Origin of the sequence: Mesorhizobium sp. AA22 (assembly GCF_001672375.2) — a bacterium.
Classification (GTDB): Bacteria; Pseudomonadota; Alphaproteobacteria; order Rhizobiales; family Rhizobiaceae; genus Mesorhizobium; species Mesorhizobium wenxiniae.
The window spans coordinates 5920946-5942022 of sequence record NZ_CP048406.1 but is presented as its reverse complement, the minus strand read 5'-3'; the positions used below and the strand labels follow the sequence as shown (position 1 = coordinate 5942022).

The 21077-nt window shown below is 59.3% G+C and carries 16 protein-coding genes and 3 pseudogenes; 14 read left to right on the top strand and 5 right to left on the bottom strand.

Annotated elements, in window-relative coordinates; translation table 11 throughout:
• Nucleotide 1: 1 nt before the first annotated feature.
• The 10 genes and pseudogenes from A9K68_RS28230 (at nt 2) to A9K68_RS28185 (ending at nt 11754) form a co-directional block, all read left to right on the top strand.
• Nucleotides 2-1009 carry an ABC transporter ATP-binding protein gene (locus A9K68_RS28230; RefSeq protein WP_065012411.1) on the top strand — a complete coding sequence of 336 codons (1008 nt, stop codon included), beginning with the start codon at nt 2-4 and terminating at the stop codon, nt 1007-1009.
• Nucleotides 1006-2058 carry a dipeptide ABC transporter ATP-binding protein gene (locus tag A9K68_RS28225; protein WP_065012410.1) on the top strand — a complete coding sequence of 351 codons (1053 nt, stop codon included), beginning with the start codon at nt 1006-1008 and terminating at the stop codon, nt 2056-2058. The genes A9K68_RS28230 and A9K68_RS28225 overlap by 4 nt, the downstream gene beginning before the upstream one ends.
• Before the next feature lie 36 nt (nt 2059-2094).
• Entirely contained in the window at nt 2095-2244 is a 150-nt protein-coding gene (locus tag A9K68_RS28220) for a hypothetical protein (protein ID WP_156768606.1), read from the top strand.
• 117 nt (nt 2245-2361) lie between these two features.
• Nucleotides 2362-5361 carry a hypothetical protein gene (locus tag A9K68_RS28215; protein WP_065012409.1) on the top strand — a complete coding sequence of 1000 codons (3000 nt, stop codon included), beginning with the start codon at nt 2362-2364 and terminating at the stop codon, nt 5359-5361.
• Nucleotides 5362-5642: 281 nt separating this feature from the next.
• Nucleotides 5643-6026: a hypothetical protein gene (locus A9K68_RS28210; protein WP_065012408.1), complete on the top strand. Its 384-nt coding sequence runs from the start codon at nt 5643-5645 to the stop codon at nt 6024-6026.
• 4 nt (nt 6027-6030) lie between these two features.
• Complete coding sequence (locus tag A9K68_RS28205; protein WP_065012407.1) at nt 6031-6450, top strand: hypothetical protein; 420 nt, start codon at nt 6031-6033, stop codon at nt 6448-6450.
• 346 nt (nt 6451-6796) lie between these two features.
• Entirely contained in the window at nt 6797-8074 is a 1278-nt protein-coding gene (glyA, locus tag A9K68_RS28200) for a serine hydroxymethyltransferase (protein WP_065012406.1), read from the top strand.
• A 163-nt stretch (nt 8075-8237) separates the two neighbouring features.
• Entirely contained in the window at nt 8238-9122 is an 885-nt protein-coding gene (gene purU, locus A9K68_RS28195) for a formyltetrahydrofolate deformylase (protein WP_163603082.1), read from the top strand.
• A gap of 125 nt (nt 9123-9247) precedes the next feature.
• A complete protein-coding gene (locus A9K68_RS28190) occupies nt 9248-10498 on the top strand; it encodes a D-amino acid dehydrogenase (protein WP_065008916.1) in 1251 nt (416 codons plus the stop codon).
• Between the two features lie 243 nt (nt 10499-10741).
• Nucleotides 10742-11754 (top strand): annotated as a pseudogene (locus A9K68_RS28185) (1-aminocyclopropane-1-carboxylate deaminase).
• Nucleotides 11755-12116: 362 nt separating this feature from the next.
• On the opposite strand, the gene A9K68_RS28180 reads toward A9K68_RS28185, so the two are convergent.
• Complete coding sequence (locus tag A9K68_RS28180) at nt 12117-13145, bottom strand: IS110 family transposase (protein ID WP_065006357.1); 1029 nt, start codon at nt 13143-13145, stop codon at nt 12117-12119.
• Nucleotides 13146-13711: 566 nt separating this feature from the next.
• The gene (locus A9K68_RS28175) at nt 13712-13939 is read right to left on the bottom strand and encodes an iron-sulfur cluster assembly scaffold protein (protein ID WP_245430208.1); all 228 of its coding nucleotides are present in this window, start codon (nt 13937-13939) and stop codon (nt 13712-13714) included.
• Nucleotides 13940-14383: 444 nt separating this feature from the next.
• On the opposite strand from A9K68_RS28175, the gene A9K68_RS28170 reads away from it, so the two are divergent.
• Together A9K68_RS28170 and A9K68_RS28165 are read left to right on the top strand one after the other, a co-directional pair.
• Nucleotides 14384-15031 carry a hypothetical protein gene (locus tag A9K68_RS28170; RefSeq protein ID WP_065008561.1) on the top strand — a complete coding sequence of 216 codons (648 nt, stop codon included), beginning with the start codon at nt 14384-14386 and terminating at the stop codon, nt 15029-15031.
• Nucleotides 15032-15346: 315 nt separating this feature from the next.
• Nucleotides 15347-16480, top strand: a complete 1134-nt coding sequence (locus tag A9K68_RS28165; protein WP_095780371.1) for a porin — start codon at nt 15347-15349, stop codon at nt 16478-16480.
• A gap of 339 nt (nt 16481-16819) precedes the next feature.
• Here the strand turns inward: A9K68_RS28165 and A9K68_RS28160 are convergent, their stop codons facing one another.
• On the bottom strand, nt 16820-18487 hold the full coding sequence (locus A9K68_RS28160) for a sulfotransferase (RefSeq protein ID WP_065006593.1): 1668 nt from the start codon (nt 18485-18487) through the stop codon (nt 16820-16822).
• A gap of 315 nt (nt 18488-18802) precedes the next feature.
• The gene (locus tag A9K68_RS28150) at nt 18803-19039 is read right to left on the bottom strand and encodes a hypothetical protein (protein ID WP_245430202.1); all 237 of its coding nucleotides are present in this window, start codon (nt 19037-19039) and stop codon (nt 18803-18805) included.
• A 225-nt stretch (nt 19040-19264) separates the two neighbouring features.
• Between A9K68_RS28150 and A9K68_RS32015 the strand changes: the two are divergent.
• Both A9K68_RS32015 and A9K68_RS28140 read left to right on the top strand, forming a co-directional pair.
• Nucleotides 19265-19357, top strand: a pseudogene (locus A9K68_RS32015) (helix-turn-helix transcriptional regulator); the annotation flags it as partial.
• A 211-nt stretch (nt 19358-19568) separates the two neighbouring features.
• Nucleotides 19569-20434, top strand: a pseudogene (locus tag A9K68_RS28140) (adenosine kinase); the annotation flags it as partial.
• A gap of 228 nt (nt 20435-20662) precedes the next feature.
• Here the strand turns inward: A9K68_RS28140 and A9K68_RS28135 are convergent.
• Entirely contained in the window at nt 20663-20869 is a 207-nt protein-coding gene (locus tag A9K68_RS28135; RefSeq protein WP_065006591.1) for a hypothetical protein, read from the bottom strand.
• Nucleotides 20870-21077: the final 208 nt, after the last annotated feature.

The following is a 21077-nucleotide window of genomic DNA, read 5'->3' as shown; positions in this document are numbered from 1 at the left end:
CATGCTGATGCGAGAATCTGTAGAGGATGATGTGCTTCTCGACGTCCGAAACCTAGAAACGCATTTTTTCGGTGAAGAAAGCGTCACCCGTGCGCTTAGCGGCATCAGCTTCCAAGTCAGGAAAGGCGAGACGCTCGGCGTCGTCGGCGAATCCGGATGTGGCAAGAGCGTCACCGCCCTGTCCATCCTTCGCCTGTTGCCGAAGCTGAGCGCCAGGACGGTCGGCGGTGAGGTCCGCTTTCACGGACGCGACCTGCTTCAAATGTCCAATCGCGAGATGCGGCAGATCCGCGGCGACCAGATCGCCATGATCTTCCAGGAGCCGATGACGAGCTTGAACCCGGTCTATACGGTTGGCCACCAGATCGCCGAGGCGGTGCAGATCCACACGAAAGCGTCTCGCTCGGTGGCCATGGCAAAGGCCGAAGAGATGCTCCGTCTCGTCCGCATTGCCGACCCCGAGCGTCGCGTTAACAACTATCCGCACGAACTGTCGGGTGGCATGCGCCAGCGCGCCATGATCGCCATGGCTCTTGCCTGCTCGCCGGACCTGTTGATTGCCGACGAGCCGACGACGGCCCTCGACGTCACCATCCAGGCGCAGATCCTGCGGCTCATCGTTGATCTGAAGGAGCGAACGGGAACGGCCGTCATGTTCATCACGCATGATCTGGGCGTTGTAGCCGAGACATGCCAACGCGTGATCGTGATGTATGCTGGCCGTATCGTAGAACAAGCGAACGTCATAGATTTGTTTGCGCATCCGGCGCACCCCTACACTCAGGGCCTCATGCGATCGGTGCCTGATCCGCGGCGCGGCCGTCAGCGCCGGCTTCCAGAAATCCCCGGCATTGTCCCAAGCCTGCGCGAGCCCATTGTGGGCTGCAGCTTTGCTCCTCGCTGCCGGTTCGCTGTCGACATTTGCCGCGACAAGACGCCCGCCCTGCGTGAAGTAGGCTCGAGCCACGCCGCGGCTTGCTGGCGCGCCGAAGAGGTGATGGGCGCATGAACGGTCCTCTGCTGAAAGTCGAGAATCTGACCAAGCACTATCCGCTTGGCTCGGGAATCTTCAAGAAAAGCATTCCGGTGATCCGGGCGGTGGAGGATGTATCCTTTTGCGTTGAGGCGGGCGAAACGCTCTGCATCGTCGGTGAATCCGGCTGCGGCAAGTCCACCGTCGCGCGGCTCTTGATGCGGCTCGTGGAACCGACTGGCGGGCGCGTGCTGATCGACGGGACCGACATTGCGGGTCTCAAGAAACACGCGCTTCACGCGTGGCGCCGTCGGATGCAGATGGTGTTTCAGGATCCTTACTCGTCGCTCAATCCGCGCCGTACCGCCGGCCAGATAATCACCGAACCCGTTGAGAATTTTGAGCGCCTAAGCCGGAAGCAGCGCAACGCGCTTGCCGCGGACCTTCTCCGAAAGGTCGGAATGTCGCCTGAGATGATGCACAGGCTCCCGTCAGAGTTGTCGGGCGGCCAGCGCCAGCGGCTCGGCATTGCGCGTGCCCTGTCGCTCAACCCCTCTCTCATCATCGCCGACGAAGCGGTGTCAGCCCTTGACGTCTCGGTGCAGGCGCAGATTCTGAATCTGCTTCTGGATCTCCAGCAGCAGATGGGCATCGCCTTCGTCTTCATCTCGCATGATCTTGGCGTCGTGGAGCATATCGCGCACCGCGTTGCTGTCATGTACCTGGGGCGGATCGTGGAGCTCGCCCCAAGCGAGGCGCTCTTCGCGAAACCGGTCCATCCCTACACCGAGGCGCTGATCGCGGCGGCACCGGTGCCGGATCCGACGCGGGTTCGGCTGGAGGCGCCCGTTGAGGGCGAGGTGCCAAGCCCCATCAATCCGCCAAGCGGTTGCGCGTTCCACCCGCGCTGTCCGCTGGCGGTCGAGCGTTGTCGGACCACGGTGCCGCCATCTGTGCCAATGGCAGACGGGCGGGTCGTGGCCTGCCATGTGCGCGCTCCATCCGCGGAATTTCCGGGACGGCAAGATATGGCGGGCAGCGCTCAGCTCGCTCCCGTTGTAGGGCCACACGGTTCGGTGCTGTAGACACGCTAATTCAGCATTCCCGGGAAGGAGACAGACGTGGATTTTATCGAGCGGATTTTCGGCGTGGCCCCGGATGGGGGCGACGGCACCACCGAGGTGCTCTACATTGCGGTCGTGCTCGCAGTCGCAGCGATGGTGGCCGCCCGCGTTTGGCTCCGCCGACGTGCGGCAATGCGCCGCCGCTAGCTCTTATGAAATTCGTGAAATGGGTCGCAGCGCGCACGCGGGAGATCGGCCGCCCCTACAATTCTTCCGGAGCGGTGGCGCGGCTGGTGATTTGAATCGGTAACGAGGTACATTTTGATGAAAACATTAAAATCCGGATGGATTGATCCTGCGCTGTTCAAAGCGCTACGCTGGCGGCACATCGGTCCCTTTCGTGGGGGACGGGTGATTGCGGTGACCGGCGTACCCGGTGAGCCTGGTCTCTTCTACTTCGGCGCGGCGGCGGGCGGTGTCTGGAAGACGCAAGACAATGGAGGACATTGGACGCCAATCTTCGATCAGGTGCCCGACAGTTCAATCGGGGCGATTGCTGTCGCGCCGTCTAATCATCAGGTAATCTATGTCGGCACCGGCGAGGGGGCTTTGCGTAACGACATCACCAATGGGCGAGGAGTCTATAAGTCGATCGATGGCGGAAAAAGCTGGACCCATATCGGCTTGTCCGACACCGGCCAGATTGGCGAGCTGGTCGTGGATCCCCGAAATGCCGATATCGTGCTCGTGGCTGCGATCGGGCACCCGTTCGGCCCTAATTCACAAAGAGGTGTGTTCAGAAGCACCGATGGCGGCAAGAGCTGGAAAAAGGTTCTCTATCGCGACGAAAACACCGGCGCTGCCGATGTCACTTATGATCCGGACAATCCCGACATTGTCTATGCCTCACTGTGGCAGGTCAGCATGCGTCCGTGGGGGGATATCTCGGCTGGCCCTGGTAGCGGCTTGTTCCGCTCGCAGGACGGAGGCAGAACGTGGATTGAACTTAAAGGCAACGGTCTTCCTAACGGGCCGTTAGGACGGATCGGGGTTTCGGTCTCGGGCGCGGATTCGCGTCGTGTCTACGCGCTGATCGAGGCCGATTGGTCGGATAAGCTGTTCGGTAGCCCGCCAATCGGAGAGCCCGACAGGGGAGGGCTCTACCGATCAGACGATGGTGGTGAGCACTGGGCCCGGACTAGCGACGACTCGCGAATTCGGAACAGGCCCTTGTACTACGGAAAGGTTTTTGCCGATCCCCACTGCGCGGACACCATTTATATTGTCAATACTGCGGTGCAGCGTTCGACGGATGGTGGCAAGAGTTTCGCCCCTGCACCATTTCCTGGTTATGATCATCATTATCTATGGATCGACCCAGCCGACCCGCGTCGGATCATCAGCGGCAGCGACACCGGCGCCAGCGTCTCAACCGACGAAGGACAGACTTGGTCGACATATGACAATCAGCCGCTCGCCCAATTCTATCATGTCGCAGCCGACAATCGTTTTCCCTATTGGGTCTACGGCGCGCAGCAGGACTTTGGGAACATAGCAATCGCTTCCTACTCCAGCGAAGGGGCAATCGGGCCTCGCTGGTGGTATCCGGCGGGCGGCGGAGAAACTGGGTTCGTCATACCGGATCCGCGCAATCCGATGATTATCTTTTCGGCGACCGCCGAGATGATCGGCCGCTATGACAAGCAGAAGGAACAGTGGCAGAACATCAGCGTTTCGGCTGCTCCCGACCCCTGGGGAGTGGGCGCCGAACTCGCGCACCGCTTCAACTGGTGGAGCTCCCCTCTGATGCTCTCACCGCATGATCCGGACGTGCTGTACGCCGCATCTGAGATGGTGTGGAAATCGGCCGATCAGGGCAACAACTGGACCGCGATCAGCCCCGACCTCACGCGAAATGACAAGAGCAAGCAGCAGTGGAAGGCAATTTGGGGCAGCTATGATACTATTGTTTCGCTTGCCGAGTCCCCGCTCAGAAAGGGGCTGCTCTGGGTTGGCTCGGACGACGGGCTGATCAATATGACGCGTGATGGCGGCACCCATTGGAGCAACGTCACGCCGGGCGGGGTGGCTCCTTGGTCCTTCGTGTCGATGATCGAGCCGTCACGGTTCAATGCCGAGGCCGCGTATGTTGCGATCGACAGTCACAGACTCGACGATTGGAAGCCTTCAGGCTTCAAAACCGCTGACGGCGGAAGGACCTGGGTCTCCATTGCGGGCGATTTACCCGAAGATGCCGTTGTCCATGCGGTGCGGGAGGATCCGGCACGCCAAGGGTTACTTTATGCCGCAACTGAGCGCGGGGTCTTCTTTTCGCTCGACGACGGAGTTCACTGGCAGCCGCTGCAATTGAATCTTCCCGCCACTCCGATTTACGACATCATGGTAAAAAATGATGATTTGGTGGTCGCAACCCACGGCCGCGGTTTTTGGATTCTCGACAATGTAACGCCGCTGCGCCAGATCACTGCCGGAGCGGGAGCGCGCGAAGCCATGCTCTTAGCGCCCAAGACCGCTTACATGGTAGGCACCCAGAATCGCGGTTCAACCGACGCCGTTGGCAAGAACCCGCCCCCGGGAGCCGCGATTGACTATGTGCTGACAAAAAGACCCCGGGGAGAGGTCACTCTCGACATCCTGGATGTGCATGGCGTGCTGATCCGCCGCCTCTCGAGCATCGAAGCAAGCAAAGTGCAACAGGCTCCCCAATATGTCACAGACACCGTTCGTTCAGACAGGATCCCCACCGAAGTAGGGATGAACAGGGTTTATTGGGACTTCCGCACTAGCGACCCAGAGCAGGTTCCGGGAGCTTATTATTATGGCGGGTTCGCTCGCGGCGTACTGGTCACACCCGGCAGATACAGGGTGCGCCTCAGTGTTGACGGAAGGACTTACGAGCAGCCTTTGACCTTGGCCATTGATCCCCGCGCCGCTGGGAGTGAAGGGGCAAACGCGGAACGGGTCGCTCTGCAATTGGCGGTACTGAAGGATATCGATCGGCTCCACAAAGCGATGAACGAACTCAGGAAATGGCGCACACGCACGGCAGACCAGGCTCATGTCGGCAAAATGAGCGTATCCGCATCCAAGCTGGCGCAACTTGCCGGCGAAATGGACTCGATCGACGCCACGCTCGTAAAGTTGAATACAAACTCTTTCGCCTCTGCCTACTGCTTCCCGTACCAACTTGAAGTCTACACTCCGCCCAGACAGCAGGAACGGGCGCTTGTCGATGGATTGCATCAGAGAGTCGAGACAGCACTGGCGACATGGTCGAGTCTCAGGGCTGAGTTGATCAAGTAGGGTCGGGATCGAGCTCGTCGACCGCAGCGGCTCGCGAGATCAGCGCGGATCAGCAGCCCGATCGAAAACTCACCCTGCCCCCTAGGTACTCAAAATTCGCTCCTCTGCAAAATCGTCGAGACGGATTCCTGCGAAAGCACTCACGTCGGGGAGGTCGACTATGTGCCTGGTAAGACCTTATGTCCTTTCTGGTTGCCGGCTGTGAGATGGTTCGCCCTACACTGGCAGTGTTGAAGCGAGGGTTGCTCGTCGAGCCTATCCTCATGCCAGGAGGACGAACCATGGAAGAATATAGCGAAGTTTTCATAGGATTGGAGGTTGCGAAGGATCGGCATGCTGTTGCTTCCGCCGAGAGCGGCCGTACCGGCGAGGTTCGATATGTCGGAGAGATATCGTCCGATAGTGCGTCAGTACGCCGTCTCGTCCGCAAGTTCGGACGCCCAGGTGTGCGATTGAGATTTTGCTATGAGGCTGGACCCACCGGATACGGTCTGAAGCGGGAGATCGAAGCGCTTGGCCACGAGTGCGCCGTGATTGCTCCATCTCTAATCCCGCGCAAGCCTGGCGATCGGGTCAAGACGAACCGCCGCGATACCGAGAAACTCGCCCGGCTGTTCCGTGCCGGTGAACTGACGGAAGATCTGGATACCGGACGCTGCTCATGAGGCTATGCGTGACCTGATCCGCGCCCGCGAGGCTGCGGTGAAGGACCGAACCCGAAAGCGGCAGGAGATTCGATCCTTCCTGTTGCGACATGGCAAGATTTACCCGGGCCTGAAGACCTGGGGGACGAGGTATCTCAGATGGCTGCATGGACTGAGTTTCTCATTCCGCAGTCAGCAAGCTGTCCTGCAGGAGTTGATCCTCGCAGAGTCGCAGTGCCGGGAAAGAGCAGCACGCCTGGAAAAGGCAATCGAAGACGGCCTGCTCGACTGGCCACTCGCGCCGGTAGTCGAACGCTTGCAGGCTTTGCGTGGGGTCAAGCTCATTTGCGCGGCAGCCGCGCCGTGGCCTTCGCGTCCGTCTCGATGCAGCCGGGCGCCAACTGCCGTTTTTTCCATGATCGCAATCAACCTGGCTCATGACTGAAACTCGCTGCGCGAAATCCTTCAAGCTCCACGTTTGACCACCAACATCCATTATGCTGCCGCTTGAGCCTTCCTGCCTAATCTGTGTCCAGCCGAAGCCGCTGCAATTCGCCTACGCGTTGGTGAGTGAGCCAGCAAGCCTGGCCTTTTCGAGGGAAGAATTCGTCAGCGTTTCGGCGATAGGCACCGTCGATGCCTGAGATAGGTCCGACCTATTTGTCCTCCCCACTCGGCAGAAGTAGGTCAGAGAACAGAAGAGTTTTTCCTCGGCGCGACAATTGCATAACAGCGGTATTAATTGGGACTGCGCTGTCGCCGATTTTATACAATCCAACGGAGACTTCGGCATGAAAGCAAAGAGATGGTTTTTCGAGGAGCCGCTAGCTCAGGCGGATCCCGAAGTGGCGCGTTACATCTTGGCAGACGAGTCGAGGCAGCGTAGCCAGGTAGAATTGATAGCCCCGAAGAATTACATGAGTAAAGCGGTGCGGGAAGCGATGGGGTCAATGGTGGTATTCACCACAGTTGAGGGCTATCCGGGAAAGCGATACCACGCCGGCGTCGAAAACGTCGATGCCATTGAACGCCTCGCTATAGAGCGGGCTAAGGCGATGTTCGGGGCAGGATACGCGAATGTGCAGGCTCATTCCGGTAGTCAGGCCAATCAGGCGGTGTATTTCGCGTTACTCACACCTGGCGACACCGTGCTCAGTATGGACCTTTCCTCGGGGGGGCACTTGAGCCATGGGTTTAAGTCCAACTTATCCGGTCGTTGGTTCAAGACAATATCCTACAGGACAACACCTGATGGGTTCATTGACTACGATACTATGGAGCAGCTCGCTCGCCAGCATCATCCCAAGCTCATTATTGTGGGTGGCTCGTCCTATCCTCGTGCTATTGATTTCCCCAGGGTGTCAGAGATCGCTGCCCAGGTTGGGGCGGTCACCCTTGCCGATGTATCGCACTTTTCCGGGTTGATCGCGGCAAAAGAGTATCCAAGCCCATTTCCCCACATGGACTTTGTCACCACCACGACGAACAAGAATTTGCGCGGGCCGCGAGGGGGCTTGATAATGTCTCGCGATCCGGCCTTTGGGAAAAAAATCGATTCAGCGATATTCCCCGGCATTCAAGGTGGGCCGCTCCCTGACGTTATCGCCGGCAAGGCCGTCTGCTTCGGTGAGGCCCTTCAGCCTGAGTTTACCGAATACGCTAGACGAGTGCTGAGCTGCGCGCGAACCTTGGCGAGCAGCTTGAGCGCACGCGGGTACAGAATTGTCACAGGCGGAACAGATACGCCATTCACGATGATTGACCTCAGAACGCGTGGACTGACAGGCGATGTCGCGCAAAAGACACTGGAAGCTCACGGCGTGACGACAAACCGCAACCTCGTGCCGCAGGACAAGGAGTCACCCAATGTCACCTCGGGACTCCGGATGGGAGCGTCCGCAATTGCAGCTCGTGGGATGGCTGAACCGGAAGCATCCGAACTGGCGGAGATCATTGCCGATGTCCTCGATCGCGCTGCAGCGAAGCCGGGGCAGGAACTGGAAGTCAACGCAAGCATTGCGCAACGAGTGTCGGCACTGGCGGAGAGATTCCCGCTATATCCCACTTAACCAGTCGGCCAAATTCTAGCGCTTATCCCAGGGCATTTTCCCCAACGGCAATGGCGCAGCATCAATCTAACCGGTCAGGCGAGACATAGAGGCACGGATACGAGGACATGCTCCGCCAGTGCGGTAAGTGCCGAAACGGCGCCAACTCAGAGCGGATGACCATATGACTCATTGCGTACTCACCGTAACTTGCAAGTCCACACGTGGCATTGTAGCGGCGATCTCGAACTATCTGGCCGAGCAGGGCTGCAACATCGTCGATTCCAGCCAGTTCGACGATCTCGATACCGGCAAGTTCTTCATGCGCGTCTCCTTCATCTCGGAGGAAGGGGTCGGCGGGCCGGCGCTTGCCGAAGGCTTCAAGCCGATCGCGGAAAAGTTCGCCATGGATGCCGAGATCCACGATGCCAAGAAGCGCATGAAGGTGCTGCTCATGGTCTCGCGCTTCGGCCATTGCCTCAACGACCTGCTCTATCGCTGGAAGATCGGTGCCCTGCCGATCGACATCGTCGGCGTCGTCTCCAACCATTTCGATTACCAGAAGGTGGTGGTCAATCACGATATCCCCTTCCACCACGTCAAGGTGACGAAGAACAACAAGCCGCAGGCCGAAGCCCAGCTGCTCGATATCGTCGAGCAGACCGGCACCGAACTTATCGTGCTCGCCCGCTACATGCAGGTGCTGTCGGATGCGCTCTGCCGGAAGATGTCGGGCCGCGTCATCAACATCCACCATTCTTTCCTGCCGTCCTTCAAAGGGGCCAACCCCTACAAGCAGGCCTATGAGCGCGGCGTGAAGCTGATCGGGGCGACGGCGCATTATGTCACGGCCGATCTCGACGAAGGTCCGATCATCGAGCAGGACACGGCGCGCATCACGCATGCGCAGTCGGCCGAGGATTACGTCTCAATCGGCCGCGATGTGGAAAGCCAGGTTCTCGCCCGTGCCATCCATGCGCATATCCACTTCCGCACCTTCCTCAACGGCAACCGCACCGTCGTCTTCCCGGCAAGCCCGGGGAGCTACGCTTCGGAGAAAATGGGGTAGGCATGGCCGATATCATCGATGGCAAGCCGGGGGCTGCTTCGGTAATTGATGCGAAGCCGCCGTGCGCGTGAAAGAGCGGGGCCTCGATGTACGCCACGCTGGTCACATTTTTTGGAGGAACGTACATGAAAGTAGTGGTGCTTGGCGCTGGCGTCGTCGGCACGGCCGCCGCGTACTATCTGGCCAGCGACGGACATGAGGTCACAGTGGTCGACCGCCATCCGACGGCTGGGCGCGGCACCAGCCAGTCCAATGCCGGTCTTGTTTCTCCGGGTGATGCGACGGCCTGGGCCTCTCCGGCCGCATTCAGAACGTTCCTGCAGGCCCTTTGGAACCACGATTTAGGGATCAAGGTACGCCTGCGCTTCGATCCCTATTTCCTTGCCTGGAGCCTCCGCTTTGTGCGCCAGTGCACTGTAGCGCGTCTGCGGGCCAACAGCGCGGTCAAGTTGCGCTTAGCGCTCTATTCCCGCGACTGCATCAACGCCCTCTCGGTCGACACAGGCATCCACTACGACGAGCGCAAGAAGGGGATCCTCTACTTCTTTCGCTCGCAGAAAAGTCTCGACACCGGCACCGACAATTATCGCTACCTCGCCGAGCATGGCCTACCGATCGAAATTGTCGGCCGCGATCGGCTAATTGAACTCGAGCCTGGTCTTGCCGCGGCGAAGGAAAAAATAGCCGGCGGCGTCTATTCGCCGATCGATCAGACCGGGGATTCTAGCCACTTCGTTGAAAAGCTCGCCGTCTACGCGGCCGAGTACCTTGGCGTAAGATTCCTCTACGGCACTACCGTAAAGGGCCTCGACATAGAGGGGGATAGGGTGCGAGCTGTCGTCACCTCGTCCGGTCCAGTGGCCGCCGGCGCCGTCGTCATCGCGATGGGACCCGAAAGCGGCCTCCTTGGCCGCCGCTACGGTGTCGACCTGCCGGTCTATCCGGTCAAGGGTTACACGGCGACCGTGCCGCTTGAGGACGAGGACAACGGGCCGACGATGGGTGGCGTCGACGAAGACCAACTGATCGCCTATTCGAGGCTGGGAAATCGCCTGCGGCTCGCCTCGACAGCCGAGTTCACCGGCTTCGACCGCACTTTCCAGCCGCGCGACTTTGCCGCCATGTTCAAGACTGGCAAGGAGCTGTTCCCGGGGGCTTTCGATGAGAAGAAGGCCGAGCTTTGGGCGGGCTTGAGACCGATGATGCCAAGCTCGGTGCCGGTGATCGGCCAGGCGCGCTACAAAAACCTCTATCTCGACACCGGCCACGGCCATGTCGGCTGGACCATGGCCTGTGGCTCGGGAAAATTCCTCGCCGACTTGGTCGCGGGCCGCAAGACCGAAATCGACCCGCAAGGGTTGGTTTACAGAAACTGAGGAAGAGATACGGGCCAACCGATGTCCGAGCCACAAGCCGCAACTAACTTAGCCGACATTCAGGTCAGCCCGTACCGAAGCATGCCGACATGTGGATCGCTTCGTCTCAATCGCAAGGAAAGCGCTGGAAATCCCCAAGGCTCTGATGGAGATCGGAGAGAGCGCGGCCGACCAATCCAAGCAGCGCTTATGGAACGAGTTTTGCGTGGCTTTTTCAGCTGAATGATCATCGCCGGAGAGAACATGCTGGAAAAATTCGAACGTTACCCGCTCACCTTTGGACCCACACCCATTGAGAAACTTGACCGGCTCGGCAAGCATCTGGAGGGAAAGGTCGAAATCTATGCCAAACGCGAGGACTGCAACTCCGGTCTGGCGTTCGGCGGAAACAAGCTGCGCAAGCTCGAATACATCATTCCCGACGCCATCGCGTCGGATGCCGATACGCTCTTCACCATCGGCAGCGTGCAGTCCAACCACACGCGGATGGTCGCCGCCGTTGCCGCCAAGATCGGCATGAAATGTCTCCTGGTTCAGGAGAGCTGGGTTCCACATGACGATGCCGTCTACGACCGGGTCGGCAACATTCTTTTGAGCCGCATCTTGGGAGCTGAGGTGCGCCTGGTCGACGAGGGCTTTGACATCGGCATCCGCCATAGTTGGGAAAAAGCCCTTAACGAGGTCAAGGCAAGCGGCGGCAGGCCCTATGGGATACCTGCCGGTCCCTCTGTCCACAAATACGGCGGCCTTGGTTATGTGGGGTTCGCGGAGGAAGTGCGTACCCAGGAGGAACAGCTAGGCTTTGCCTTCGACTACATTGTCGTTTGCACTGTCACCGGTTCCACGCACGCCGGCATGCTCGTCGGATTCGCCGCGGACGGTCGACAGCGCAACGTGATCGGTATCGATGCCTCTGCTACCCCGGCCAAGACCAAGGCGCAGGTGCTAAGCATTGCCCGACATACAGCGACCCTCGTAGAGCTCGGATCGGAACTTGCCGAGGATGACGTGGTGTTGCTCGAGGACTACGCGCACCCGCGGTACGGCATTCCATCCGAGGAAACCAAGGAGACGATCCGCCTGTGTGCGCGGCTCGAGGGTATGATTACCGATCCGTGTATGAGGGCAAATCGATGCAAGGGATGATTGACCTCATCCAAAAAGGCTTTTTTCCAGAGGGCTCGAGGATCCTCTACGCGCATCTCGGCGGCGCGCCGGCCATCAACGGTTATGGCTACACCTTTCGCAACGGCTGATGCTCGACAGATCTCGACGTGCCGTGTCTGCCGTGACAGCGCTGCGCCAACTTTTTCCGAAGGCCGTTGGGAAACCGCAGTGGGCAGTTAACTTCTGTGGTTGCCGTCCGTTGCGCAAGTAGTGTCTGACCCTTTTTGACGTGTGATCGAGTGCGGTCTTCTGTCAGGCCTTATTTGCGGCACTTTCAGAAGCCGCTGGCCGGTATGGTGATCTGCGGATCGGGTCCAAATCTGCCAAACGAGCTCTATGCCCTCAGTTAACTTCTGGTTTTCCCGGTCCAGATCTGTTCGATCATGCGCCCATTCAGGTCATCGACTTCTCACACCTGCTTGCCAGTCCTGGTTATCCGCGTGGTTTCTTGTCACGCCGCCACAGCCAGAGCCGGGTCTCGATAATCTTCCTGCTTCGTCAGCATGGCCCATATTTTCCGAGCCATCTTGTTCGCCAGTGCGATCGCCACCAGCATGCGCGGCTTCTTCGCGAGCATCCGCGAAAGCCACGATCCTTGCGCTGGCGGTTTGCGACCCGCCCAACTCACGCGGGCCATTGCCCCGAGAATCAGGAGCCTGCGGATGTCGGCCTGACCAGCCTTCGACACCCGGCCGAGCCTTTCTTTCCCGCCAGAAGAGAACTGTCGTGGAACGAGGCCGAGCCAAGCGGCAAAGTCCCGACCGCATCGGAAGCTCTGCATCGCTGGCGCGAAAGCTTCGACGGCCAGTGCGATCAGCGGCCCCACACCTGGCATGGTCTGAAGCCGGCGCGCGGTTTCACTCTGCCGGGACAGTTCCGCGAGCTTCTTGGCCTTTTCTTCGATCCGGGCCGTCTTCTCGCCGATCTGAGCCAGAAGGTCGCGGCATTCCTCCTGCACAAGCTCGGGCAGGCCGATCTCAGCATTCTCGACAATCGCCTCAATGCGCTTGATGTGACCAATCCCCTGCGGAATGACCTGCCCATATTCGTAGAGAACGGCGCGCAGAGCGTTCACCAATTCCGTTCGCTGATGAACAATACGCTCGCGCGCCCGAAACAGAACCGCCCGCGCTTGCTGATCAGCGGTCTTAGGCTCGACAAAGCGCATTTCAGGCTGACGGGCCGCAATGACGATTGCCTCGGCATCGGTCGCGTCGTTCTTCTGCCGCTTCACGAACGGGCGCACATATTGCGGCGCGATCAGCTTGACTGCATGGCCCAGCTTCACCAACTCGCGCGCCCAGTAATGGGCGCTGCCGCAGGCTTCCATAACAACAAGTGCCGATGGCTGCTCTGACATGAACCTGAAGAACTGCCCGCGAGACAGTTTCTTGCGATACTTCACATCGCCTGTCATCGACGCCCCGTGTAGCTGGAAAACATTCTTTGCCAGATCCACTCCGATCAACATATCCTTCATCCGCCGTCCTCTCTGTTCTGTGGCTTACGCCACATCATTTTGGCACATTGCGATGCCGTTAGGGGAGGACGGCAACCACCCCATCTGCCTCGGTGAGCACGACAAGACGCTGCCCAGTTCCCGACCCGCGCCATGCTTGTTCGACCGCCAACGCAAGCTCCCGTGCGGTGGCAAAATGTCCGCCGGGGCCATCTACCCCAACGAAATCGGTGTCGCAGAATCCGCAGAGCCGCATATGACATTGCTTAAGCGGCCTTCGAGTGAGCAAGGGAGCATCTCGCCTGGCTTACGAGACGCGGCAATATGTGGGAAATGTCCCACTGCACGTTTTGCAGCTCGTTCCACCGTGGGGCCCGATGCCGAAAACCCACTCGCCCGAACTCCACGCAGAATTAGGTTTCAGCGGGTGGAGGCTGCGGGGAAGGGTCTCTGGTTCCTCGAAGCCTATCACCACGAGAAACGCCGCTATCACGTCGCTCATGGCGATGATGCCTTGACGAGGATTAGGCGTGAGAATCCTGGTGTCTCCTAGAAAGCCTGCCTCACAGCACGGAAGAACTCGCTCATCAGCCGCAAGCCGCGCTCCAGGATGAGGCGGTTGAGCTATGAGTATGTCGTGTGGGGCAGGGCGCCGAGAAAATCCGCCATGTCCTGATGGGTGATCTGAAGGGCTCATCGATGGTCTTGCCGACGATGAATTCGGTAAAAGTCGAGGAAGCGGTTATGGCCGAGCCGCGGCCGAAGGTCTGGAACGTTGCGGCAGTAATCGTCTCGGTCTTGGGGGCGAAACCCATCATCAATTTAAGCCCGTCGCCGCAGGCGACGGCGCCCGGCAACGGGCTGCACGTTTCAAAACTCTCTCGGAGATTTCACGCACGTATCGCAGATTGGGGACCCTGGACACCCCCAGATCGGCTTGCCCGCGTAGCAGCGGCAGTTGTCTATGGGACGCGGCCATCTGCAAACGCGATGGTATCGTCCGGAATATTATATTGGCGAACTGAACACCACGTCGCGCATACTTGCAGCTGGCGGGGACAAACACCCATGATCGTGGGGGCAAAGACAGTCGTCCATCGACGTTCTCCCCTTTTTAATTGAGAGGCACGAGTTGAAACCGCAAGACGGCTGCTAGGTCGCGAGCATACGAAGACGCAACATGTCGCCGTCCTCCAAGCTTCAGGTCTTCAACGCTCTTTCAGCGGATTGCTGATGGAATGATATTGGGAAAGCCACGTATGTCCGGGTCGAGTAATCTTGCGGATGAAAAGCGCCAGAGCGAGCTTTCAAGCTTTGTCCTGAGGGAGGTGCAGCGCATTCTCGCCCAATGTGATGAGGCGAGGCAGGTTGACAGGGCAGCTGTTGCGCCTGCTTCCGCCGATTTGACTGCCGTGGCCGCTGAATTGCTTGGCAGGCTGGAGGCAGAAGCAGCGCGACGGCTGAACGCTCAGGCGTGTGAGATCGCTTCGCGACCCCGGCCAGCCGATCATCCGCTCGGGCATTTGGTACTGAAAGATTATCCGAGAGAAGGCTCGCGCATTGCAGAGTGGGCCGGTCCAGTTGCTGGCTCGACGCATCTCGAGAGACGTTTTGGGATACCGCGGTCAACGCTGCATTGGTGGCAGAAGCACAATGATGTGGTTGCCTTTCGAAGAGGCTCCCGCAAGCATGTATTTCCCCTCGCTCAGTTCATCGACGGCAGGCCCATGCCCGGAATCCGGCAAGTGCTCTCCTCGATCTCCGATCCCAGATTGGCTTGGCTGTGGCTTATCAATCCCTCGCCTCTTCTCAAAGGCCGCGTTCCTATCGAATTGCTCAGGGAAGGTACGAACACAGAAGTCGTTGCGTCGGCCGTCCAGGCCATTTCTCTGATTGGAGAGGTCTGACGTTGGCCAGGCGTCGGTGGTTTTTCGTGCAGATTTGATGCGTACGCAAATAGTCAATGTACCAATTGTGCGATTTGTATAAATGTATAGTTGTTCAATTTGTGCAAGTAATACTGAGAATTTAGTGATAAAAATACAACTGATACTGCAAGGTTTGGTCGGAAGCGGAGTTTGAACTTGCACTATTCCGTCCGGTGAATAGCGTCCGAGCCGGAAAGGATGCTTCGTGATGCGCATCTTTTTCGATCGTGGGGACAAGGGAGCGGTTCGTCCATCGACGTCCTCGCCCTTTTCAAATCATTCAAGGAGATCAAAATGAACATCAAGAGCCTTCTTCTCGGCTCCGCTGCGGCGCTGGTCGCAGTTTCCGGTGCGCGTGCCGCCGACGCCGTCGTCGTCGCCGAGCCGGAACCCGCTGAATACGTCCGCATCTGCGACGTCTACGGCGCTGGCTACTTCTACATCCCCGGCACCGAGACCTGCCTGCGCATCGGCGGCTATGTCCGCTACGACATCGGCGTCGGCGACGTCGGCACGTTCACCGGTGCGGGGACCGTCGACGTCGAGGACGGCGACGAGCAGGATACCTACTGGAAGCGTGCTCGCTTCTCGCTGAGAACCTGGACCGGCCAGGAAACCGAGCTCGGCACGTTGAAGACCTACACCGAGACCCGCTTCAACTTCCGCAACACCCAAGGCGATACATCTCCGCTCCTCAACGAAGCCGACAACAGAGCCGTCTCGCTGAACTTCGCCTGGATCCAGCTCGGTGGGCTGCGCGTCGGTAAGGACGAATCGGCCTTCGATACGTTCAGCGGCTACGCCGGCAACGTCTTGAACGATACGCTGGTTCCCTACGGTGGTTTCGACACCAACGTCGTCCAGTACTACTTCGACGCCGGCAACGGCTTCTCCGCCGTGGTTTCGCTCGAACAAGGTTACGGCGACTTCACGATCGACAGCTACGTCCCGCATGTCGTCGGCGGCGTGAAGTGGACGCAGGGCTGGGGCGCGATCACCGGCGTCATTGCCTACGACAGCAATTATGAAGAAGTGGCCGGCAAGGTTCGCCTCGACGTCACCCCGATGGAGAACCTGTCGCTGTTCATCATGGCCGGCTACGGCACGGACGACAACTACACGGATGGTGGCTTCGCAATCCCCGCCAACGGCCGCGGCATGTACAAGCTGTGGAGCGGCAATTGGGCACTCTGGGGCGGTGGCACCTACACCATCAACGAGAAGACCTCGTTCAACACCCAGATCTCGTATGACGAGGGCGAGAATCTCGGTGTCGTGGCGAACATCGCCTACGATATCGTCCCCGGCCTGACGATCACGGCCGAAGCCAGCTACCTCCATGTTGGTGATGAGACCGTCAGCAACTGGACCGGTGCCGATGACGACGACAACTTCGGCGGCCAGCTCCGCTTCCAGCGCTCGTTCTAATCAGTAGCGTTTGACTGAACGCGAACCCCGGCGGGCAACCGCCGGGTTTTCTGTATCGGCGTGGCTGTCGCGCTGCGTGATGCATGACGCCGGCAATACCAGCCATGGTCGTTCTTTGCTGGATCGGCCTTCAATTTCTAAATCTCAACGCCGGCGAACGGGCATCAGCCACCATGCCTTCCTCATCCCAGGGCGGAGCGACGCGAAAGCGGAGCGCAGACCCTGGAAATGACGAAGGGAGGGATGCTGACCGGTGCCGGCCGCACGCTAGAAATCGGCCCGCGAATCTATGCGCTTGCGACCCCCGCGGTCCACACAATGCGGATCGCCGACCTCAAGTCAAATCTCTGCAAGATCGCCCAGCGACTGGATCAGCGGCTGAATTTCGTTTTCATAGTTCTTCCAGCGCTTGACCGACGATTTGTAGATCGGTTGGCGAACCTGCCAGCGGCTGGGCGTGTTGACCGAACCATCCCTGTCGAAAAATCGCAGGCAGGCGTCATCCCAAGGCAGCCCGAGATAATCTATCAGGCGGCGCGACTGGGCTTCCTGGTCCTCAACCAGCGTTTCATAGCGATTTTCGAAGATATGGCCTGGAAAGAGCTCGTTCCAGTGCCGCATCAGGCGGTCATACTCGCGATAGTACAGGCCTAGTGTATTCAGGTCGGTGTTGTAGCTGTGTGCCTCGCTGAAGTTGAGGACGAAGCAGGAGACGCAATTGTCGATGGCGTCCCGGCGGCAATGAATGATGCGCGCGTTGGGGAAGAGAAGCCCGATGAGCCCGATCAGCTCAAAATTGTGCGGCGTCTTGTCCACGACGCGAAGCGCGGCAGGCGCCCGCTCGCGCAAATAGGACAGGTGCTCTTCGGCCAAGGTTCTGGACAGGACTTCCGTGATCGAGGTGACCGGCTGGCTCAAATCGCCAGCCGATGATGTCTTGAGACCGATCGCATTCGCGACCCGCCTCAGCTTGCTAAGCTCCCCTGCGCCATGAACGTCGGGATGGCTGGCGCAGATCTGCTCGGTGAGCGTCGTCCCCGAGCGGGGCATGCCAACCACGAACACAGGCGCTTCGGAAGGATTTCCATAGCCGGCCCTGGCAGCCAAAAAGTCCGGCGTGAAGGTTTCAATCATCGAATCGACCCACCGACGATACAGATCGATATCGAACCTTTGGCCGGAGGCCTGTTTCGCCTTGTTGAAATGGTCGAATGCCTCGTCATAGCGCTTGAGGTCGTTCAGCACCTTGCCGGCGGCGTGATGGAGTTGCTGCGCGCCTTCCGAACCAAGTTTCGGATTGCCGAGCTCACGAAGGATGGATTGGAGCTCCTCGGGCTCCTCGGTGAAGTTTCGCGTCTGTACAAGGTCGTTGTAGGCAGCCGGCACGCCAATACGACGTGCGATTGCTTGCTTCAGATAGGCGGCGGCTTCATCCATACGCCCCAGGCCGCTGAGCGCGCTGGCCAGCCCGGCTCGCACCTTGGGATGATCGCGGTTGATTTTCAGCGCCTTCTCGTAAAGCGGCAGAGCCATGTCGGGCTTGTCAAACGCCGTGTAAGTGCGCCCCAATGCACAAAGTGCTTCGATAAGGCCGGGCTGCAGTTCCAGGGCGTACTGCATATGCTTGATTGCTGGCGCATACTCGCTGACCTTCACATAGGCCTCGCCCAGGCTGAGGTGGTAGTAGGGGTTTTTAGGTTCCTCGCCGACCGCCCGTGCGAAATATCGCAAGGCCCGCTCATCGTCGTAACCCAGGTATATGGTCCCCAGGATGTATAAGGCGAGCGGATGGTTTGGCGTGCGCTCCAGAACCCGAAGGCATAGATCCTGAGCCTCGTCGAGCCGCTTGGCCTGCTGAAAGGTATATGCCTGTTTCAGCAGCGCGTCGTCGGCCTGCGCACGCGATTGGGCGTTTCCTTTCTGCGGGCTGGCCAAAGGCTTCACTATCGGCACCTTCGGCGCAGGTCCGAGCTTGATGTGCTTTGACCAGGCAGGTCGATTGTTCATGATATCTCGCTAGCGAAAGAGATATCTCGCTAGCAAAAAGAGCGGGGAGAATCCAGCGCGGTAGTTGCAGCCAAGGCGGGAGCTTGCGCGGCAACTGTGCCGCGCTAGCAAGAAGGCCCTTTTCGAACGAGCCTTTGCCATGCGCCAGCGCCCTCCCTTCACGCTGATCGGCCAGTGGCGCGTCCACTCCGACTGAAACGATCCTCGCGATCACCTGCGCGATCGCATCCGCCGCGCCGTTTCGCGTGGCCGCGCACTGATGAATGGCGTACCTGGACTTTCTCGTCTGAAAAGGCGTGGCAATCCGCGCCGTATTCAGCCGCCGAACAGGTGCTTGCTGCCGCTCGTCACCATCCAGTTGGCGCGGTCGATATGGCTGCGGACTACCTTGCGGGCGCGGACCGGTTCAAGGATCGGGTCGATGGCAAGAATGAGATCGGCTATTTGTTCCACGCTGGCGTTGTCGGCGCAGGCGTCCAGGATGCGGGTAAATGGTCCGATGTTGCCTGTCGTAGCTGGTGATGCTGTCTGACCGAGGGACTTCGTCAGCAATCGGCGTAGTCGATTTCGGCTGTAGCATCGCTAATTCTATATCCGGAATGTGGCCGCCGCGAAGGTTTTCCCCAGCGGACTGGAAGCACGATGTGCATTACATATTATAGTTGATGATTACATATTATAGTTGATAAATTTAAGCTGCCCAATCCGCTGACCTTCGTGCATGGACATGCGCAGGTGGTCGGACGCAATGTGCAGAAAATCAGGCAAAAAAAGCGTCTGACGTAGGAGCAGCTTGCGGAGATTTCCGGATTCAGCCAGCAGTACATCAGCGGTCTGGAAAAAGGCCGCAGAAATCCGACCATCGTCACGACCGGCAGTAGCGTGAGGGCGCTGGATCAAGCGCATGCGGCAACCCTTTTCAACTCGCTAGACCCGCGCCCGGCCGGCATAGCAGAAAGGCGGTGGTGCGGAGACTTGATCATGCCGTTGGTTTCCAGGAAATGCCTCGTCGCACTGGGCGATGATGTCGAGGATGGCATTACCGATACAAAGCACGTCATAGTTCGGCATCAATGATGTTGGCGCGATGAACCTGATCGACACGAGGCGCGCCGAGCTGCTCTACAGCCGCATGGGCCCGGCCATCGAAGCTTCGGGCGGCAGCGCCGGCAACACGGCGGCGGGCGTCGCAAGTTTCGGCGGCCGCGCTGCCTTCTTCGGCAAGGTCTCGAACGACACGCTCGGCGAAATCTACGCCCACGACATGCACGCGCAGGGCGTCGCCTTCGACACCAGGCCGCTCAACGGCGAACCGCCGACGGCGCGCTCGATGATCTTCGTTACCCCAGACGGCGAGCGCTCGATGAACACCTATCTCGGCGCCTGCGTCGAGCTCGGACCGGAGGATGTCGAGGCGGACAAGGCGTCGGGCGCCGCCGTCACCTATTTCGAGGGTGCCAAGGAAGCGTTCCGGCAGACCGCGAAGCTCGCCCATGCCGCCGGGCGCGAAGTGTCGATGACATTGTCGGACTCGTTCTGCGTCGACCGTTACCGTGACGAGTTTCTGGACCTGATGCGCTCCGGCACCGTCGATATCGTCTTTGCCAACAGCCACGAAATCAAGTCGCTCTATCAGACCGCGTCCTTCGACGAGGCGCTGGCGCAGATCCGCAAGGATTGCAAGATCGCCGCCGTCACTCGCTCCGAAAAGGGCTCGGTCATCGTGCGCGGCGACGAGACCGGGTAATCCAGGCAACCGCCATCAAGGAGCTGGTCGACACGACGGGCGCCGGCGATCTCTATGCAGCCGGGTTCCTCTACGGCTACACGCACGGCGGCAGCCTGAAGCAGTGCGGCGATCTCGGCTCGCTGGCGGCCGGACTGGTCATCCAGCAGATCGGGCCAAGGCCGCGCCAGAATTTGCGCCGCGAGGCCGAGCAGGCGGGGTTTGATCTAGCCGGGCGACTCAACGACAAGCTGCCCGTCTCCCCTCCTGCAGGCTGTGCGGGGAAAGTGCGCGTAAATCGAAATTTTGGATGCGCATCCGCGTGAGACGCAGCCCGCGGCATGTCACGATCGAAAAGGTTGATGGCGGTGTCGCCCTCCAGTGGAACCCTCTGCCGTGCGATATAGGGAAGCGTTCCGATCAGCAGCTCGACCTGTCGCATATATTGCTCACTCGCCATCGTCGACCACCCCGTGTGGCAACAGGTCGGCCGGGATTCTGATGCGATAGAGCGGGTAAGCGGCCAACTGGTGAATTGATATGAACGCATCGCCCGATTGAGATTTTCCTGCCGGGAGCGCAGTGCGTTGTTCAAGCAAGTCGAGACGATCATGGGCAAACATAAAGACCATCGCGAGCCACGCCGGCATCGCCATGACGATGACGCGGTTTGTCTTGCGGAACGGTCTTCCGAGCCAAGCTACTTTCAGCGTTCGTCGACCGTAACCGCGCCCGCTGTCGACGCGAAGTGATCTGGTTCAACACCAGCAAGGGTTTTTGGCTTTATCAAATTGCCGGAAGGCATCGAGGCCTATCTGCACATCCGGGTACTTGAGGCGGCCGGGAAGGCGCGGAACCGGTCTA

Bases quoted from the DNA above. Each gene is read 5' to 3' on its own strand.
- A9K68_RS28230 (WP_065012411.1), top strand. From the start codon at position 2: ATGCTGATGCGAGAATCTGTAGAGGATGATGTGCTTCTCGACGTCCGA.
- A9K68_RS28225 (WP_065012410.1), top strand. From the start codon at position 1,006: ATGAACGGTCCTCTGCTGAAAGTCGAGAATCTGACCAAGCACTATCCG.
- A9K68_RS28215 (WP_065012409.1), top strand. From the start codon at position 2,362: ATGAAAACATTAAAATCCGGATGGATTGATCCTGCGCTGTTCAAAGCG.
- A9K68_RS28210 (WP_065012408.1), top strand. From the start codon at position 5,643: ATGGAAGAATATAGCGAAGTTTTCATAGGATTGGAGGTTGCGAAGGAT.
- A9K68_RS28205 (WP_065012407.1), top strand. From the start codon at position 6,031: ATGCGTGACCTGATCCGCGCCCGCGAGGCTGCGGTGAAGGACCGAACC.
- glyA (WP_065012406.1), top strand. From the start codon at position 6,797: ATGAAAGCAAAGAGATGGTTTTTCGAGGAGCCGCTAGCTCAGGCGGAT.
- purU (WP_163603082.1), top strand. From the start codon at position 8,238: ATGACTCATTGCGTACTCACCGTAACTTGCAAGTCCACACGTGGCATT.
- A9K68_RS28190 (WP_065008916.1), top strand. From the start codon at position 9,248: ATGAAAGTAGTGGTGCTTGGCGCTGGCGTCGTCGGCACGGCCGCCGCG.
- A9K68_RS28180 (WP_065006357.1), bottom strand. From the start codon at position 13,145: ATGAAGGATATGTTGATCGGAGTGGATCTGGCAAAGAATGTTTTCCAG.
- A9K68_RS28175 (WP_245430208.1), bottom strand. From the start codon at position 13,939: ATGGGTTTCGCCCCCAAGACCGAGACGATTACTGCCGCAACGTTCCAG.
- A9K68_RS28170 (WP_065008561.1), top strand. From the start codon at position 14,384: ATGTCCGGGTCGAGTAATCTTGCGGATGAAAAGCGCCAGAGCGAGCTT.
- A9K68_RS28165 (WP_095780371.1), top strand. From the start codon at position 15,347: ATGAACATCAAGAGCCTTCTTCTCGGCTCCGCTGCGGCGCTGGTCGCA.
- A9K68_RS28160 (WP_065006593.1), bottom strand. From the start codon at position 18,487: ATGAACAATCGACCTGCCTGGTCAAAGCACATCAAGCTCGGACCTGCG.
- A9K68_RS28135 (WP_065006591.1), bottom strand. From the start codon at position 20,869: ATGGCGATGCCGGCGTGGCTCGCGATGGTCTTTATGTTTGCCCATGAT.